At 48.0% G+C, this 17,172-nt stretch carries 12 protein-coding genes; 5 read left to right on the plus strand and 7 right to left on the minus strand.

Going from position 1 to position 17,172, the window contains the following annotated elements; genetic code table 11:
* Window positions 1-5: 5 nt before the first annotated feature.
* The 4 genes from H6571_24225 to H6571_24240 all read right to left on the minus strand — a co-directional run bounded on the left by H6571_24225 (window position 6) and on the right by H6571_24240 (window position 5,533).
* On the minus strand, window positions 6-2,558 hold the full coding sequence (locus H6571_24225; GenBank protein ID MCB9326857.1) for a transglycosylase domain-containing protein: 2,553 nt from the start codon (window positions 2,556-2,558) through the stop codon (window positions 6-8).
* Window positions 2,559-2,848: 290 nt separating this feature from the next.
* The gene (gene rfbD / locus H6571_24230) at window positions 2,849-3,718 is read right to left on the minus strand and encodes a dTDP-4-dehydrorhamnose reductase (GenBank protein MCB9326858.1); all 870 of its coding nucleotides are present in this window, start codon (window positions 3,716-3,718) and stop codon (window positions 2,849-2,851) included.
* A gap of 74 nt (window positions 3,719-3,792) precedes the next feature.
* The gene (obgE, locus tag H6571_24235; GenBank protein MCB9326859.1) at window positions 3,793-4,785 is read right to left on the minus strand and encodes a GTPase ObgE; all 993 of its coding nucleotides are present in this window, start codon (window positions 4,783-4,785) and stop codon (window positions 3,793-3,795) included.
* A 169-nt stretch (window positions 4,786-4,954) separates the two neighbouring features.
* Window positions 4,955-5,533, minus strand: a complete 579-nt coding sequence (locus H6571_24240; protein MCB9326860.1) for an adenylate kinase — start codon at window positions 5,531-5,533, stop codon at window positions 4,955-4,957.
* Window positions 5,534-5,745: 212 nt separating this feature from the next.
* Here H6571_24240 and tsaE point away from each other — a divergent pair, with 212 nt between their 5' ends.
* The 4 genes from tsaE to H6571_24260 all read left to right on the plus strand — a co-directional run bounded on the left by tsaE (window position 5,746) and on the right by H6571_24260 (window position 10,671).
* Window positions 5,746-6,171 (plus strand): tRNA (adenosine(37)-N6)-threonylcarbamoyltransferase complex ATPase subunit type 1 TsaE, encoded by a 426-nt coding sequence (tsaE, locus tag H6571_24245; GenBank protein ID MCB9326861.1) that lies wholly within the window; start codon window positions 5,746-5,748, stop codon window positions 6,169-6,171.
* 355 nt (window positions 6,172-6,526) lie between these two features.
* Window positions 6,527-7,756, plus strand: coding sequence for an alanine dehydrogenase (locus H6571_24250; GenBank protein MCB9326862.1), 1,230 nt, complete (start codon window positions 6,527-6,529; stop codon window positions 7,754-7,756).
* A 215-nt stretch (window positions 7,757-7,971) separates the two neighbouring features.
* Window positions 7,972-8,574, plus strand: coding sequence for a trimeric intracellular cation channel family protein (locus tag H6571_24255; protein ID MCB9326863.1), 603 nt, complete (start codon window positions 7,972-7,974; stop codon window positions 8,572-8,574).
* Between the two features lie 27 nt (window positions 8,575-8,601).
* Window positions 8,602-10,671, plus strand: coding sequence for a hypothetical protein (locus tag H6571_24260; GenBank protein ID MCB9326864.1), 2,070 nt, complete (start codon window positions 8,602-8,604; stop codon window positions 10,669-10,671).
* A 272-nt stretch (window positions 10,672-10,943) separates the two neighbouring features.
* Here the strand turns inward: H6571_24260 and H6571_24265 are convergent, their stop codons facing one another.
* The 3 genes from H6571_24265 to H6571_24275 all read right to left on the minus strand — a co-directional run bounded on the left by H6571_24265 (window position 10,944) and on the right by H6571_24275 (window position 16,119).
* Window positions 10,944-11,120, minus strand: coding sequence for a hypothetical protein (locus H6571_24265; GenBank protein MCB9326865.1), 177 nt, complete (start codon window positions 11,118-11,120; stop codon window positions 10,944-10,946).
* Between the two features lie 155 nt (window positions 11,121-11,275).
* Window positions 11,276-12,112, minus strand: a complete 837-nt coding sequence (locus tag H6571_24270; GenBank protein MCB9326866.1) for an endonuclease/exonuclease/phosphatase family protein — start codon at window positions 12,110-12,112, stop codon at window positions 11,276-11,278.
* A gap of 467 nt (window positions 12,113-12,579) precedes the next feature.
* A complete protein-coding gene (locus H6571_24275; protein MCB9326867.1) occupies window positions 12,580-16,119 on the minus strand; it encodes a CotH kinase family protein in 3,540 nt (1,179 codons plus the stop codon).
* A 314-nt stretch (window positions 16,120-16,433) separates the two neighbouring features.
* Between H6571_24275 and H6571_24280 the strand changes: the two genes are divergently transcribed.
* Complete coding sequence (locus tag H6571_24280) at window positions 16,434-17,135, plus strand: DUF2064 domain-containing protein (GenBank protein MCB9326868.1); 702 nt, start codon at window positions 16,434-16,436, stop codon at window positions 17,133-17,135.
* Window positions 17,136-17,172 lie beyond the last annotated feature (37 nt).

Here is a 17,172-nt window from a genome sequence, read left to right on the forward strand (position 1 = left end):
CGCCTTTACCCTCCTGATTCGTCTTCAAACATATCTTCATCAAAAGTGCCCTCATCTTCAAAGGGCTGCTTCCCGGTGAGCGGGGAAACGTCCTGCCGGTATTTATTGCAATCCATTTCTATATTCAAATTTCCTGCAGGAACCTGAAAGCGGGCATTCATATCGTAATCAATACTGTCGCTTTCCGCCTCCAGTCGTTTGATAAAATTGCGAAAAAAAGGCTTTGCCATGTATGCTCCCTGTCCATAAAGGATTTCACGGAAACGAATCCACTTATCATCACCGCCTACCCAGGTGCCCACCACCAGGTCAGGGGTAATACCCATGAACCAACCGTCGACATAATCATTGGTCGTTCCCGTTTTTCCGCCCGCCTCACTTTTTAAGTCTCCCATTCCCCCAGCGTATTTGAGCATTTCAACCATCACATAGTTGGCCTGTTCTTCCATTACGTCGATTCCGTCAGGGATACTTCGGTATATTTCATTCCCGTCCTTATCCTCAATTTTAAGAATGTAAATAGGTTTGTTGTAATAACCGTTATTGGCAAATGAAGCATAGGCTCCCGTCATTTCTCTTACAGAAAGATCCGTAGAGCCAAGGCAAATGGAAGGAGATTTAGGCACGCGATAACGTCCGTTAGGATATTTGGCATCCTTACTGATGCCCATCCGGTCAACCAGGTTCCTCACGGGTTCCGCGCTGCCTAATTGTTTCATCAGATGTACTGAAACCGTATTTTTTGATTGTTTCAAGCCTTCTTTCAGGGTAAAAACTTTGCCGGTGTAAGTGCCGTCTGAATTCCTGGGAGTCCATTCTTCATTGAGATTAAAGCTGCCGTCTCCCGGCCTGATGGTCACTGGCAGGTCAAGCACCTCATAACAGGGAGAAAACCCCTGCAGGGCGATGGCCGTAGCATAAACAAAAGGCTTGAAAGTAGACCCTACCTGTCGGTTGATCTGAGTGTGATCGAACTTGAAATATTTGTGATCAATCCCTCCCACCCAGGCTTTGATATACCCGGTTTTTGGATCCATAGCCAGGATGCCTGTCTGCAGAAACATCCGATGGTATTTCACGGAATCAAAAGGCGTCATGATGGTATCTTTTTCCATTTGTTCGTTGTAATCGAATACCTTCATTTCGACTTTCTCATTAAAAACACGTTCCACTTCTTCCTGCATCTGATCCCAACTGGTTCTGAGTTTCGGAAAAAGGTCACTGCGCAATACTTCCCGGTACTGGGCTGCAAGGCTCGAGGTGATCAACCCCTGGGAAACCAGTTTGGAGAGGGTGCCTTGCTCTTCATACTCCTGAATGATCCTTTCAATTTCACGGTCATCTTCATGAAAAATGACATCAGTCTGGTTTTCCAACTGCCCAATTAGGTCTTCCAGGTAATCTTTTCTCAGGTTCTGGTAGCGATCAGAGGTACGGATGAGCTTTGCCAGCGATTCCTGCCTTCTGTCAACACTGATTTCAGTGTCCGATCCTTCGCGGTAAGTCCAGGGATCCAGATTTTTCCAACGCTTCCAAAAGGTCTTTTGTACCCTTTCCATATTTTTCACCATCTCCTCCTCTGCGATCCGCTGAATATCAGGGTCGATGGTTGTATAAATCTTCAACCCGTCTTTGTAAATATTGTATTCGGTACCATCTGGGCGAAGGTTTTCAGGTTTTTCGAGGATAGCCTTCACTTCTTTTGCCAGTTCCGACCGAAAATAAGGCGCCAGCCCGTCGATATGGCTTTGCCTGGTGAAGTTCAGTCCTAAAGGCAATTGTCGCAGAGAATCATAAGCGACCTGAGTAATGAGGTCGTTTTTCTCCATTTGCTTCAACACCACTTCCCGTCGATGTAAAACGCGTTCTGCATGTCGTAAAGGGTTGAAATAGGACGGATTTTGAAGCATGCCTACCAACATGGCGGCTTCGTTAACATTGAGTTCGTCTTGTGATTTTGCGAAATAAATTTCAGACGCGGCTTTAATGCCGTAAGCCCCATTGATAAAGTTGAACTTATTGAGGTAAAGGGCGATAATCTCCTCTTTGGTATATTTTCGTTCCAGCCGCACGGCGATAATCCATTCTTTTAATTTCTGAACAATGGCCTGCTTTTTATTTTTGGAACGGACTCCGATAAACAACAACCTGGAGAGTTGCTGGGTAATGGTACTTGCGCCCCCCTTGGTTCCCATATAGGCCAATGCCCTGGCCAAACCTTTAAAATCAATGCCCGTATGTTTGTAATACCGCTCGTCTTCGGTGGCAACGAGGGCCTTAACGAGATTAGGGGAGAGTTCTTCATAATTGACGGGCACCCTGTTTTCAGTAAAATACCGTCCTAAAACCTCCCCGTTTATGGCAAAAACTTCAGAGGCTTCCTCACTGCGCGGATTTTCAAGATCCTTAACCGAAGGAAGGTTCGAAAAAGAAAGGGCCACAAAAAATATGACCGTAAAAATGATCCCTGCAAAAACGAGAAACCATACCCATTTTATAATTTTATTATAATTGGGATGAGCTTCATCGGCGAGGTATTGATTAAACAGATTTCGCATAAATAATTGGGTATTTTTTGAAGTCGCTTTTTAGCCTTCTTATTAAACAAAGCCACGGCACTTCAATACTTTTACAAAACTATCACTTGTAAAGGGTAGTTTCAAACTTTTTGAGTAAATGTTGTGATTTGGAAATTATTCGTTGCTGGTTACTGGTTACTCGTTGCTGGTTACTGGTTACTCGTTGCTGGTTACTGGTTACTCGTTACTCGTTGCTGGTTACTCGTTTGCTGGTTACTGGTTACTCGTTGCTGGTTACTCGTTACTCGTTGCTGGACACTGGTTACTGGTTATTTTGCCAGCATCCTTTCCAGCGACTTCCTCCAGTGAGGAATTTCCATTTCAAAAGTGGTTTTGAATTTTGTTTTGTCGAGGACACTAAACGGGGGCCGCATCGCCGGGGTGGGATAATCCACTGAAGCGATTGGTTTTACGGTGCATTCCGTCCAGGTGATTTCAAAAATGGCCAGCGCAAAATCGTACCAGGAACAAACGCCTTCATTGCTATAATTAAAAATTCCCGAAAGCTGGTTCCTGTCGAGTTTCCCGGATTCAATATTGGCGAGAATCTGTATCACGGCTTTGGCCAGGTCGCGGGCGTTGGTAGGCGTGCCAATCTGGTCAGCCACTACTGACAGTTGGTCACGTTCTTTTCCCAGCCGGAGCATGGTTTTGACGAAATTTTGGCCAAAAACCGAATAGACCCATGAGGTGCGTATGACCATAGCCAAAGGGTGCGAGGCCAGTAATTGTAGCTCGCCCTCAAGTTTAGTGACCGCATAAACCCCCTGTGGGCGGGTGGGGTCCGTTTCCTTGTAAGGCGTATTTTGTGAAGTGTGGTAAACGTAATCCGTGGAAAAATGGATTACCGGGATATTATGGCCGGCGCAGATTTTGCCGAGGTTCGCCACGGCCTTCACATTGATTTCCCGGGCCAGGTCGGCTTCACTTTCTGCCTTATCCACTGCCGTGTAGGCGGCGCAATTGATACAATAATCCACCTTATTTTCAGCAAACCATGATAACAGGGCTTTTTCATCACAAATATCCAGTTCAGCCCTATCGAGGAAGACAAATCTAAAGGCAGGAAAACGGTCGGCGAGGAAGGCAAACTCCCTTCCCATTTGGCCATTGGCTCCGGTGACGAGGATTTTTTGCATGTGTTCAGTTATGTATCAACTTACAAGGTTTCCTTATACGGGAATAAAAACGAATTTGTCATTCATCTTTGAAATCACTCCTGTATCCGCTGCCACAACATATCTTTCAGCTCATCCAACCCTTGCTGTGCAACGGAAGAAATGAACACAAATGGCACCCCTTGTGGCAATTCGGGTCTGAGCATCGCCTTCAACTCTTCATCCAGCAGGTCGGATTTGGTAATGGCCAGCACCCTGGGCTTATCCAGTAGTTCTTCGTTATACATCTTCAGTTCGTTGACCAGAATATCGTATTGTTTTTTAATGTCATCCGCATCGGCAGGCACCATAAACAACAAGGTGGCATTCCTTTCGATGTGGCGCAGGAATCGATGGCCCAAGCCCTTACCTTCATGTGCCTTTTCGATGATCCCGGGAATATCCGCCATGACGAAAGACTGGTTATCCCGGTACTCAACGATCCCCAGGTTGGGCACCAGTGTGGTAAACGGATAGTTGTCAATCTTGGGTTTGGCAGCCGTGACCACAGAAAGCAAGGTAGATTTTCCTGCATTCGGGAACCCCACCAGGCCTACATCGGCAAGGACTTTTAATTCCAGGATCTTCCATTCTTCCAAACCCGGTTCTCCCGGCTGGGCATACATGGGCGTTTGGTTGGTGGCCGATTTAAAATGCCAGTTTCCTTGTCCGCCCCGGCCTCCGGAAACCAGGATGCGTTCCTCCCCGTCCTCGGTGATCTCAAAGTGCACCTCCCCCGTTTCGGCATCCTTGGCCACTGTTCCCAGGGGCACATCCAGGATGACGTCTTCCCCGTTTTTGCCTGTACTCATGCTCGATCCCCCGTTCTCTCCGGGCGTAGCAATAACGTGTTTGCGGTATTTCAGCACCAGCAAAGTCCAAACATTACGATTGCCACGTAAAATGATGTGTCCCCCACGACCGCCATCACCGCCATCCGGTCCTCCCTTGGGATTTCTCTTGTCGCGGTGGAAATGGGCTGAGCCTCCGCCCCCCTTTCCCGACCGACAACAAATCTTTACGTGATCTACAAAATTTTGTGTTGCCATGTTGCTGGTTACTTGTTGCTGGTTACTTGTTGCTGGTTGCGAAACTAAGCGTTTTGATAAAAATAAATTTACTGTTTCCCTAATCTGGTAAATCACTAAAAATCAGAACCTTGAAATCTGCCTTCCAGCGTCTGCAGGCAAGTTTTAAATTTATCAATTTCCCAAGAGCCTAGTCCTGTAATGCATTTACCGCATCGCACAATCTACCGAAGATATCATCGATAGAGCCGATGCCGTATATTTTCTTTCCTACCCCTTTTGATGAATAATAATCAAAAACAGGGGAAGTTTCTTTTTCATAAACCTTGATGCGATTGCGAATGATATTTTCATCCACATCATCGGCACGACCTGACGACTCGCCTCTGAGCAACAATCTTTTGACTAATTCTTCTTCTTCAACATCCAGCATCAGCAAGAGGTTCACTTCGTGGTCCTTTTCGCAGAGCAGGTCATCCAGGGCTTCACACTGGGTAATCGTACGAGGGAATCCGTCAAAAATATACCCCTTCACCTCAGGATTGGCTTCTACCTTATTGCGCAACATTCCGATGGTCACCTCGTCGGGGACCAATTCGCCTTTGGCCATGAAACTTTTTGCCTTTTCTCCCAATGGAGTATTATTGCCCATCTCGTAACGGAAGAGGTCGCCGGTTGAAATGTGTAACAGTTCGTATTGCTCAACCAGTTTTGCAGCCTGGGTCCCCTTACCTGATCCCGGAGGGCCAAAAAGAATTAAATTAATCATCTTTCAGAATTTTAAAGTAGCGTTAAAGTCGCGGCCAATTTGGTTAGGAACGCGAAATTACAAAAATGTATCGAGAAAAGTAAGCCTTCGCCCAAGACTGGGCCGGAATGACCAAAATTTCATGCAATCCCGGATGGCTCGTTTTCATTCGTTATTCGTAATTCTGCGATCATCATTTGTCTATCAACAATCTTTTTTACTTTTGCAGTACGATGGAAATAATGGTACAATCAATAAAATCACTGGATCAGGCAGTAGAAAAGTTGCTGGACTTTGCCGGCAGCCGCAAGGTCATGGTTTTTTCCGGGGAGATCGGAGCCGGTAAGACGACTTTCATCCAGGCTATTTGTCGTTTTTTAAAGGTGAATGAACAGGTGACAAGTCCCACTTTTTCCCTTATCAATGAATATTCATACAGGGATAAAACCGGTCGTGAAACCTTCATTTACCACATGGACCTCTACCGTTTAAAAACCCTTGACGAGGCCCTGAACATTGGCCTGGAAGATTACCTTTACAAAGATGAATACTGTTTTATCGAGTGGCCGGAAATTATAGAGGACCTTTTGCCCGGGGATATCGTCAGAATAAATATTACCATAGAGGCAGATTCCTCCAGGAAATTGGTATTTTTGTAAAGATGCTGTTTTTCCCCTGACCTGTTTGAATTATTTTTGATCCGCGACAGTTAAGTATTTCACGGAATTGGGCTACCAATAAGATGGCATCACCTTTGATAGTAGTATGCGGAAGGCCGAAGCGTATAGCGGAGGTCGCCGCAGGGACGAGGACAGCGAGGGATAGGAGCAAAGCGGATAGCCCGGTGGCCAGCCTGTCTGCCGACCAAAGGAAGGCAGGCAGAGCGCAGGCACGATGCCCAACCCTTTGTATTTGATGTATTAACCCCAATGGGCAAGCCAGGAGGCTTTTGGAAATGTCCCGAAAAAACCGTTAATCGTAAACCGTTGACCGGCTGAAAAATTTTTTTAAACCATGAGTGACCAGGAAAAAAGAATCCCAATTCCCCGAGTATTTAGTGAAGGGTTTTACGAAACCCAGCCTGAAACGCTGCAGGTGCAACAAAAAAACCAAAAGCTTTTTATCGGAATTCCCAAAGAAAGTACCCTCCAGGAAAATCGAGTGGCCCTGGCGCCTACATCTGTTGCTACCCTTGTAGCTCACGGACACAGGATCGTCATCGAAAGTGGCGCAGGAGAAAAGTCAAACTTCTCCGACCGCGACTATTCCGAGGCGGGAGCCGAAATGGCCCACAGCAAAGAACACGTTTACAAAGCAGAAGTCATCATAAAAGTGGCGCCCCCAACCCTGAAAGAGATCGAATTTATGCACCCCAACCAGGTACTTATCTCTCCCCTGCAACTGCCGATTATCTCTGCCGAATATATCAATAAGCTGCGCCAGAAGCGTGTCATTGCCCTGGCCATGGAATACATCAAAGACGAATCAGGCACTTTCCCTGTCGTGCGTATCATGAGTGAGCTGGCCGGCATCAGCGCCATGCTGACTGCTGCCGAACTGATGACCAAAAATCACGGTGGCAAAGGCACGTTATTGGGAGGCATATCCGGTGTACCCAGCGCCCACGTCGTCATTCTGGGGGCCGGAATCGTCGCCGAATACGCCACGCGTGCCGCCCTCGGACTGGGAGCGGTAGTACGCATTTTTGACAATAACATCTATAAACTCAAACGCATACAAAACCTCGTCGGACAAAGGCTTTCCACTTCCGCCATCAATCCGGTTTACCTGGAAAGGGAACTCATCAAAGCCGACGTAGTTATCGGGGCCATCCATTCCGAATCAGGACGCACCCCGATGATCGTCAATGAAGACATCGTTCAGAAAATGAAAACAGGGGCTGTGATCATCGACGTGAGTATCGACCAGGGCGGCTGCTTCGCTACCTCTGAAGTCACCTCCCTCGACAAACCAACGTTTATCAAACACGGGGTCATCCACTATTGTGTGCCCAATATGGCTTCCAATGTTCCACGAACCGCCTCCATCGCCACGAGCAACATACTCACTCCTATTCTGCTCAAGGCGGGAAGCACCGGTAGCATTGAGTATTTGTTTTTCAACAACGTGGGCCTGCGCCATGGTATCTATACGTACAAGGGCTGCCTGACCAACGAATACCTGGGCCGCAGGTTTAACATCAAATCGACGGATCTTGATCTGCTCATGACCTCAAGTTTGTAAACCAGCATAGCACGAGATGACTCCTTTTGCCTGCTCGTAATGCACGCCTGGCGAAGAAGTCACCTCAAGCAACCAGCAAACGAGCAACCAGTAACAAGTAACAAGTAACCAGTAACAAGATGCCCCCTTTTGCGTTTTCACAAGGCCCCCACGGCGAAGAAGTCACCTCAAGCAACCAGCAACAAGTAACCAGTAACCAGTAACAAGTAACCAACATGAATCTCATCTACACCTTCGACCTCGCCGGTACTTTTGTTTTCGCCATCAGTGGTGCATTGACTGCCATCCAGAAAAAATTTGACGTGTTTGGAGCGGCGGTCATCGCTTTTGTTACTGCTGTCGGCGGTGGTACGCTCCGGGATGTACTCATTGGCAGCACCCCGGTAGGATGGATGTTAGATACCAATTATCTGGCCGTCATTACCTTCGCTGTGGTCTGTAGTTATATATTCCTCAATCCCATACAAAAACTGCGCAAGACCATGTTTTTATTCGACACCATCGGCATCAGCCTGTTCACGGTATTGGGGCTGGAAAAGACCTTGTCGCTGGAACTCTCCATGGCCATCGCCATCATGATGGGGGCTGTATCGGCCGTCTTTGGCGGCGTGATCCGGGACATTTTGTGCAATGAAGTTCCCCTCATTTTCAGAAAGGAAATTTACGCTACCGCCTGCATCTTTGGCGGAGTAACCTATATGATTTTACGTCATTTTGAAGTAAACTATCACGTAAGCCTGATTTTTACCGCAATTCTTATTAGCTTTATTCGCATAATGGCTGTGAAGAAAGACTGGTCACTGACCATCAAAAAGTAAAAATCTTCAAACAACAATCCAAAACCCATGCGCTACGACGAAGTAATAACAAAAGAAGATATGCGCCTGCGGGAGCGCCGGCAGAAATTATTTGGCAAAGAAAGTGCCGATAAATTAGATCAAAATCGCTTTGGCATTGCCCTTTCCGGCGGTGGAATCCGTTCTGCAACCATCAACCTGGGGCTCTTAAAGACCCTCAACCGATTTGGCATTTTGAAAAAAAGCGATTATCTCTCCACTGTTTCCGGGGGAGGATATACGGGCTCTTACATTCATGCCACGCTCAAGAATGAAGGCAGTTACGATGCCCTTTTCCAGGAAAAACACATAAAGTACATGCGTTCACGGGGAGAGTACCTTTTCCCCGGGACCGGGCTAAGAAAGTTATGGAACCAGTTTGTACTGATGGTCAGTTATGTAACCAGTTTGTTGATGAGCCTGGTCAGCCCGTTGATCATCGTCCTGTTTCTCACCGGCATCTGGATGTTTGTGGATGAGACCTTCGATAGCAATTCTGCCGGTTTGAATGAGGATTTGCAATGGCTCTTCAGGTACGGGGGCCTTACCGTGCTGGGAATCTTCACAATCCACTTTTTCCTCAATGTGCTGCTGAATTTCCAACTGGATGTCTCCTCCTGGCTCAGCAAGGTCGAGACGGTCGTCATTGGGCTGGCATTAATGATCATCACCTGGTTTTACCTTTTCAACATCCAGCGCATGGAAGCGCCGAGCCTCGACACCATTATTCCCTACCTGGGTTTTGGGGTGCTTTTGGGAGTATTGGGCTTGTTTACCAACCCCAATGCTACGAGTTTTCACCGTTTTTACCGCAAACAACTGTCTGATGCCTTTTTGAACTTTGCCGGTCCTTACCGCAATGTGCTGATCAAAGATCTTTGCAACACTGCCTCTGACCAACCGAGTGATTATTCGGCGCCTTATCCGCTCATCAATACCTGCCTGAATCTACAGTCTTCCAATGACCCCAATTTCAAAGGCACCAAGGCCAGCGACTACTTCCTGTTATCGCCATTGTATTGCGGTGCCAAACTGACCGGGTACATCCCCAGCGCTGAGACCATAGGGTACAAAAGCATGACGCTTCCTGCCGCCGTCACCATCTCCGCAGCAGCAATCAACCCGGGCATGGGCATTTATTCCAACAAGACCATGAGCATTCTCACTACCCTGCTGAATCTTCGCCTTGGCTACTGGACCTGGAATCCGATAAAGCTAAAAAACAACATCCTGCACATCGTCTGGTGGCCGTTGTATTTCTTTTACGAGCTGTTTTCTCTCATAGGTACTGATAACAGGATGGTCAACATCTCCGATGGGGGACATATTGAAAACCTGGCCGTCTTTGAGTTGCTGCGCCGCAAGTGCCGTCTCATCATCGCCATCGATGCCGGCGCCGACCCTGATTTCACTTTCGCCGACCTGGAAAACCTGACCATCCGTGCCCGCAACGAGCTGGGCCTGGAGATCCGGTTCCGAGAGGGCAACATCCCGGAAGAGACCATCCGCCCGAATCCGTCACACGGGTATTCCCGCAAGCGTTTTGCCATTGCCGACGTGTACCAGCTATGGGATAAGGTAGTCAAGGAAGGAAAAGAGGTGATAGAGCATTACAAAAACAAAAAGATCAGCACTTTTGTGTATGTAAAATCCAGTGTGACCGCCCCGATGGGCAAGCCGGAACTTTCTCCTGACGATCACCTTAAATACGGCACCTACAAATACAAAATCTACCACCCGAACTTCCCCCACGAACCGACCTCCGACCAGTTTTTCGACCCCATCCAGTGGGAGGCCTACTACCAGCTCGGCCAATATATCGGGGCTGACATCCTGGATTTTGATAATTTGGAAAGCGATGAAAAACAGGAAGAAATCTCTATCGAACAGCTGATCGCCCACTTCGATGAGGCGGATGCCCTGTTTGGAAAGGTCATCCCGGAAGAAGAGGATATTTTCGCTCCGGTGGAGCCTGCGCCTTCCCGCGAACGCGGCGCTATCGAAGAAGAAACAGAAATCCAGCCTGCAAAGGATGTGAAGGAAGTGGTGCTGGATAAGAAGGTGGATTATACGATGTAAAATATCAAATGTAAAATGTAAAAGTGGCTGCTGGGTGCTTTTTAATCGTTGCTCCGAGGTGAAATCTTCGAGCGAGGCACAAGGAAAAGCATAAGGTATCATCTCGGTTTAGCAAATCCGACCCCGCAAGCGGAAACACCCCCGAATTTGACGGGGTGGAGTTTTGTGTCGGATTAACTTTTTTCGTCAAATCCGACCCCGCAAGCGGGGTGTATTGTTGTTTCAGGGGGAGATGAGGCTGGGCAATTTTTTTTGTTTTAAAGCTGGTTTGTTCAATTGGTCAGTATTCTGCGCACGGCAAAAAACACCCCCAACGCCAATAGCAGGATAATGAACAAAAAAAAGGGGGCATCATCGTGCAGGTTGTAGAGCGTGTCTTCCAGTTTCAGGTAGCCCATGTAGCCCATTCCGGCCAGCAGGATCATTCCGAGTATGCGTTTTGCAATCATTTTTGTGCATTTTAATTTTGGGGCAAATATGGGGAAGATTTGGGAAGATGTTTGTGATGGAGGTTACGGAAGGGAAGGGGTGCGTCCAAATCCAATGTAAACTTTAGACTGCTTTTGTGATAGTATCCAATTCTTAACTTAAATCTGGTTTGATTTTAATTAAAGAGCACCCCATACCTCCCCCAAACGGGCAAATGATCCGAAATTCCCCTCGCTTTTTCGAGTTGATCACAATCCCCCACAAAATCAACTACCCCCGATTCCAGGTTTTCAAAATACCGATGCTGGAACAGCATAAAATCAATGGCATGGTATCGGTACTCCCCTGCTCCGTTGCATTTCTGCTTCAAGGTTGTTTTTTCCAGGTATAAATTAGCTGAGAAACCATTGTTAAACAAGGGTTTAAAAACCGCCTCATCCGTTTCTGTATTAAAATCTCCGGCTATGATCAGAGGATAACCCGGTAATTTTTGAGGGTAGGCATAAAACGTTTGTATTTCCTCTGTCGGGTCGTCCTTATGGGTTCTGGAATGAAAATTGACGATGATGAAGGTTTTTCCTTTCACCTGGAATTTGGCCAGGTAGGGTTCCCTATCCACAATGCTCTTATCATCTTGGGCAAGCCATGGCCGTCCCAATAGCTTTACCTTTGAGGTTTTCCATAAAAAAGCGTAACGTTCAGTTTTGTAGGGAGGGCTATCGGTTGGATCGCTGATGCGATAATCCCATTTGCTGCCCATCCTGTTCAGTTCATCAGCCAGCCGGGCAACAGCCTGGGCACCGCCGTTTCCTGATACCACTTCCTGAATGGCCGCTATATCGTAATTGCGGAGAATGTTGGCCATAAAGGTAATTTCTTCAGAGTCCTTGGACTTTCCTAAATTCTGGATATTCCAGGATAACAGCGTAAATTGTTCCTGCCCGACAAGACTTGAGGCCAGGAGTAAGAAAAGCAGCATGCTTTTCCATCTTTGTACAGATTTCTTTATCATTGGGTCGATGATTCACTAATTTAAAAGATACCATTACCTATTCTAATCTCCTCTTTTCAAATAATTCCAATTTTTTCCTAAAAACCCGGTACCAGCCCCTTCCTGCTTTGTTTTCGGCTTGACGCTCCTCGTCAAATCCGACCCCGCAAGCGGAAACACCCCCGAATTTGACTGCTTGAGTTTTGTTTGCTTCTTGACTCTCTTTGTCAAATTCGACCCCGCAAGCGGAAACACCCCCGAATTTGACGGGGTGGAGTCTGGTTTTAGATTCATGTTCCTCGTCAAATCCGACCCCGCAAGCGGAAACACCCCCGAATTTGACTGCTTGAGTTTTGTTTGCTTCTTGACTCTCTTTGTCAAATTCGACCCCGCAAGCGGAAACACCCCCGAATTTGACTGCTTGAGTTTTGTTTGCTTCTTGACTCTCTTTGTCAAATTCGACCCCGCAAGCGGGGTAGTAGGGAAGGTTATTGGGTTAGGAGGAGGCGGGCGGCAAAGATGGTTTGCCCTGTTTCCACGCGTATCCCATACACCCCAGCGGGAAGCCTGTTGCCGCCGGCATCGTGGCCGTTCCAGCGAAATTCATCACCCTGGGTGGTGGTCTCAAAACACTGACGGCCATCGGCGGCGAAAATCTGTATCGCCCAGGGCGCCGCTGTGACGGTTTTCGGGCGGATGAGAGTATAATCCCGGAAAGGATTGGGGTAGATGTCCAGCCCTTCTTTAATCGACGGAGATTGAGTGGCCGTGAGGCTGCTGTTAGGCTGTCCCGGGGTACCCGTGTTTACCGAGGAGGCCTGCCAGCTTTGGGGCAGGGCGTTGTCGTAATTGTAATAGATGAGCTCCAGGCTGGGGCCTTCACCATTGGGTGCAACAGGCCAGGGGAGGCTGACACCGTAAGCCACAGAATCTACCAGCATGCCTGCTGCATCGTAAAGTCGGACGGCATCACCGCTGCTGCCGAGACCAAAATCAAACTCACCGGCGTAAGGGGCCACATCAGGGTGAATGGCCTCAAATTTATCTGAATCCTGGCACAATACCAGGTAGCCATAAGCAGGGATCACTGTGCCTTCTGGAATCAAAAAAGCATGAGCATCATCATCATCCTTCATCACCCAGGCCGACAGGTCGATGGCATTGGCGGTGGGGTTGAGCAGTTCCACCCAGTCGCCTGCATTGGCCCAGGAGGGAGAATTGTAATTGATCTCGTTGATGACGATGCTGGTCACAGCGCTACCCTCCGCGAAGTAGGCAAAAATATTGGTTCCTTGCGTGATGTCTACCTCGATGGTTTCCGAGGTCAGCGTCTGACCGTTGACCTCCCAGTGATCGAATACATAACCGACGTTGGGCTGTGCCGTCAGCCGGATGGGAACGGTCTGAAAATAAACGCCCGACCACTGGGGCTCGTACAGGGTCAGTGTATTGAGCCGGATGATGCCACCCGTTTCGGGGATCCTGTTGACCCCCACGGCATATTGAGCCGGCAGGTTGAACTTCGTCCGGATATGGTTGCGCAGGTAATATACCCTGACGTTGGCAAAATTTTTCATCTTTTCGATCTCCTGGCTCCATGTCCAAATGTTCGGTCCCTGCCATTGACTGGAATGACGCGGCATTTCCGATTCTATCCTTTCTGCCACGATATCGATGTGGTTTTTTACGGTCAGGGCTTTAAAGCTGGTATTCATCAGGTCGGCAAAGCGGTTGATGAAATAGTTCCGGAATTCAATATTCTGGAGCAACCGCCTCAACAGATAGGTGGACCAGGGCGGGTTGGGCCAGTCGGGGCCATTGGTAGCCGTTGCAAATTCCAGGGTGTTGTTCAAATAATTGGCATCGGCCCAGGTACTGAAGCCGAAATCCGTATCAAACAATATCCACCGCCACTTGCCGCCATCGGAATGGGATCGCCAGAATTTGATGTTGTTGCCCGGCCAGTCCTGATTGTCAAAATAAATTTCTGCGATAGTGTAATCGGCAAAGTTGCTGATATCCATCCGCTCGCTTACCGCCTCGTAATTGGCTGACTGGGCAATGTCATTCGTTTGCAAAAAACTGATCATATCCAGGTAAGCGGCGTTGCTGCCTTCAACGGGAGAAGCATTTCCTTCCAGCAAATCAATATTGCTGGCCGGGACTCCGTGATTGGCTTCGAGGAAATCTTCGTTGACCTTTTCACGGATGTTATGTATGCCCCAATACTGACCATTAAGGTACATCACTGCCGGACGGTAGGCCTGTAGATCAATATCCAGGTTCCTCACCAGGCTCGACATCATGCCGTCCCGCATCATGGACGTATTCCAGTCGTTGCCGCTATTGCGTAATACGAGGGAGTGAAATTGATCAATGGGTTTATCATCGAACAAATGATATTCAATGGCATCATCCCCATATTCACTCCTCATGAAAATGGATAGTGACTTTTGGGCATTACCCCGGCTCCATCCGCCGAATATACTGATGCCGCAATTGACGGAAAAAGCCGTTTGGCCGGAAGGCTCCATCATCGTAATATGGGCAGGACGCTCCCAGTCTTCCCAGAAATTGGCCCCGAAAAAAGGAAAGTTATTGTCATAATTGGTCCCCAGGGCATAAATGCCGGTCTGGTTGCTCCACAAATTCTCGGGATCGGTGGTCAGGGAAATGACCGGCAGATCATGGGGTGAGTCAAAGAGGTAGGTACGTGACGTTATCCGCCCCTGGAGTGCTCCCGTTTTGGTGATCCGTGCCTTGACCACCTTATTGCTGGAAATATTGATGGGCAGGGAATAAATGGCACTGGAGGCCGTCGGATCCGCACCGTTTAGGGTATATCGTATTTGTTCTCCCTCACCGGCCCCGGAAAGAACCAGGCTTTGAGTAGAAGTCAGGAACATCTGGTTGAGGGAAAACTGCACTTCATGATCTACAATCTCTGAATAATAGGTGCCTCCGTTGGGAGCTTCCGGTGTTGGATTGGCAAAATAAACGAGTTCGTCAGGATTATTCAACAGGCGGCCGAAAGAATAATTGGCAGGAAAAGATCCAAAGGTCAGGGAATCTACCACCCCTTCTACGTCATGGGTGAGATACAAAGTCTCCCCGCCGGAAGATAATTTAAAATTGGTATGCAGCCGCCCGCCTTCCAGGTAAACATCATTGGACAAAGGTTCATTTAAACTGACGGGTTGAACATATCCAAGGGTGAGAATAGGAATGCCCGACATATCCGAAGAAACTGCACCAATGTTATGTACCTGTACGGCCAGTACATTATCTCCTTCCACCAGCAGGCTGGTCATCTCCGACAGGTTGAATGCTTCGGGGGAACCTCCGTTGTAGATCGCGGCTTCATGGTCAGACCCAGCGGTCTGGTTGTAGGAAACCATAACCCCCGGGGTGCCAATATTGGCCCGGGCGATCTCGGTACCGTTGAGGTAAGCTACGAAAGAGTCGTCGTAATCCATATGCAGCCAAAGGGCTTCGAGGCCTTCGGTCGTTTCCAACGTAAAATGCTTGCGCATAAATACTGAAATGGTTCCGTTGGGCACATAGGTGGCATCATCGCCATCACCGTAACCGATGCTGGTTCCTCCCATATTCCAGGGGCCGTCATCAAAACCGGGATTCCTCCAGCTGTTCGGCACGGAAGCATTGGGAACTATATATTTCCAAACATCCCCCCGGTCGATCACGGAATACCAGTTCATGGACACCTGGGTTCTGTCCTTATCGGAAGCAAAGATCAAAAACGGATCTCCAGGGTTAAGACTGAGTGCTGGAATGTGCCATTTCAACAAGTCATTGGAATCATCGCTGAGATAATAATCCCCGAGGTTGACGGGTGAAGCGCCAAAGTTGTTGAGTTCTATCCAGTCAGGGGTATCGCCATCCTCGTCGTAGATCACATCGATATTGGAAGACATCACTTCATTGATGCGAACATCCTGCCCGGACAAAGATTGGGCAGCGACTAAAATGACCAAAGAAAAAATGCCTTGAATGAAAAAACGTCCCATCCCCTGTTGTTTTTTTAGATTAAAAAAAGAGTCCACAAAAAAGGTAAATGTCGTGTTTTTTGGACAAAAGACAGGGGGTTTGGGTTTTTAATTACGGGGGGAGTTGTAACAGCTTGCACTTTCTTCAAATGGAAATATCATCCGTCCTTAGAGAACTCAAATAGATTGGGCTCAGTGGCAAATCCCCTCCCCCGGTGTCCCCCTCAGGACAGTTAAGGTAGATAACCCAAACGGTACAGTCGAATTTGTTTTGTTTTTTTTGTAGTATTGCCTTGGCAAAGCATGACGATTTACTCAAGAGGTAACTTTACCGGATGCAATCAGGAACAAATACTGCCCTATTGATTTTCTCCCGCCAGGCCAGGGCTGAAGCGGAGGTAAAGTCATTTGTTCCGACGATGGGTAAAAAAGGAAATACCTCCATTGCCCAGAAGCTCATCCGAAAATCCATTTCCACCGCCCGAAAAACGCGTCTGCCCTTTTTTACCTGCTACGACACAGCCCAACATGGCGATACTTTCGGAGAACGTATGGCCAACGCCATTGAAGGGATTTATGCGAAAGGGTATCAAAACGTCATCGTGCTCGGAAACGACTGTCCCGGAATGGATCACTTGGATCTTTTATCTGTTCCTAACAAGCTGGAATCACACCCCCTGGTTATGGGGCCGGCAACCGACGGAGGGCTATACCTCATCGGGATGCGCCAGGACAGTTACCAGCGGCAGGCTTTTATCGATCTTCCCTGGGAAACGTCCCAATTACAATCCGGACTGATCCAATACGCCGAAACATCCTCCAATGCTATCTTCTGGCTGAAAGTCCAACAGGACATCGACAATGCGGCTGATTTTAACACGCTGCTCACCTGTCTGCCGGGGATCGACCCATTGAGACAACAATTCATCAGCATAATAAATTCTTTCCAAACCGTATCCAGGACAACAAATACGTTAGGGGTCTTCCTGAAATATCTCCTGTACAACGGGCCTTTGAGGGCTCCTCCTCTCGCCTAATTGTTATGCTGAGCTTTAGCCCAAATTGGCTGAAGCA

Source organism: Lewinellaceae bacterium, from assembly GCA_020636105.1.
Taxonomy (GTDB): domain Bacteria; phylum Bacteroidota; class Bacteroidia; order Chitinophagales; family Saprospiraceae; genus BCD1.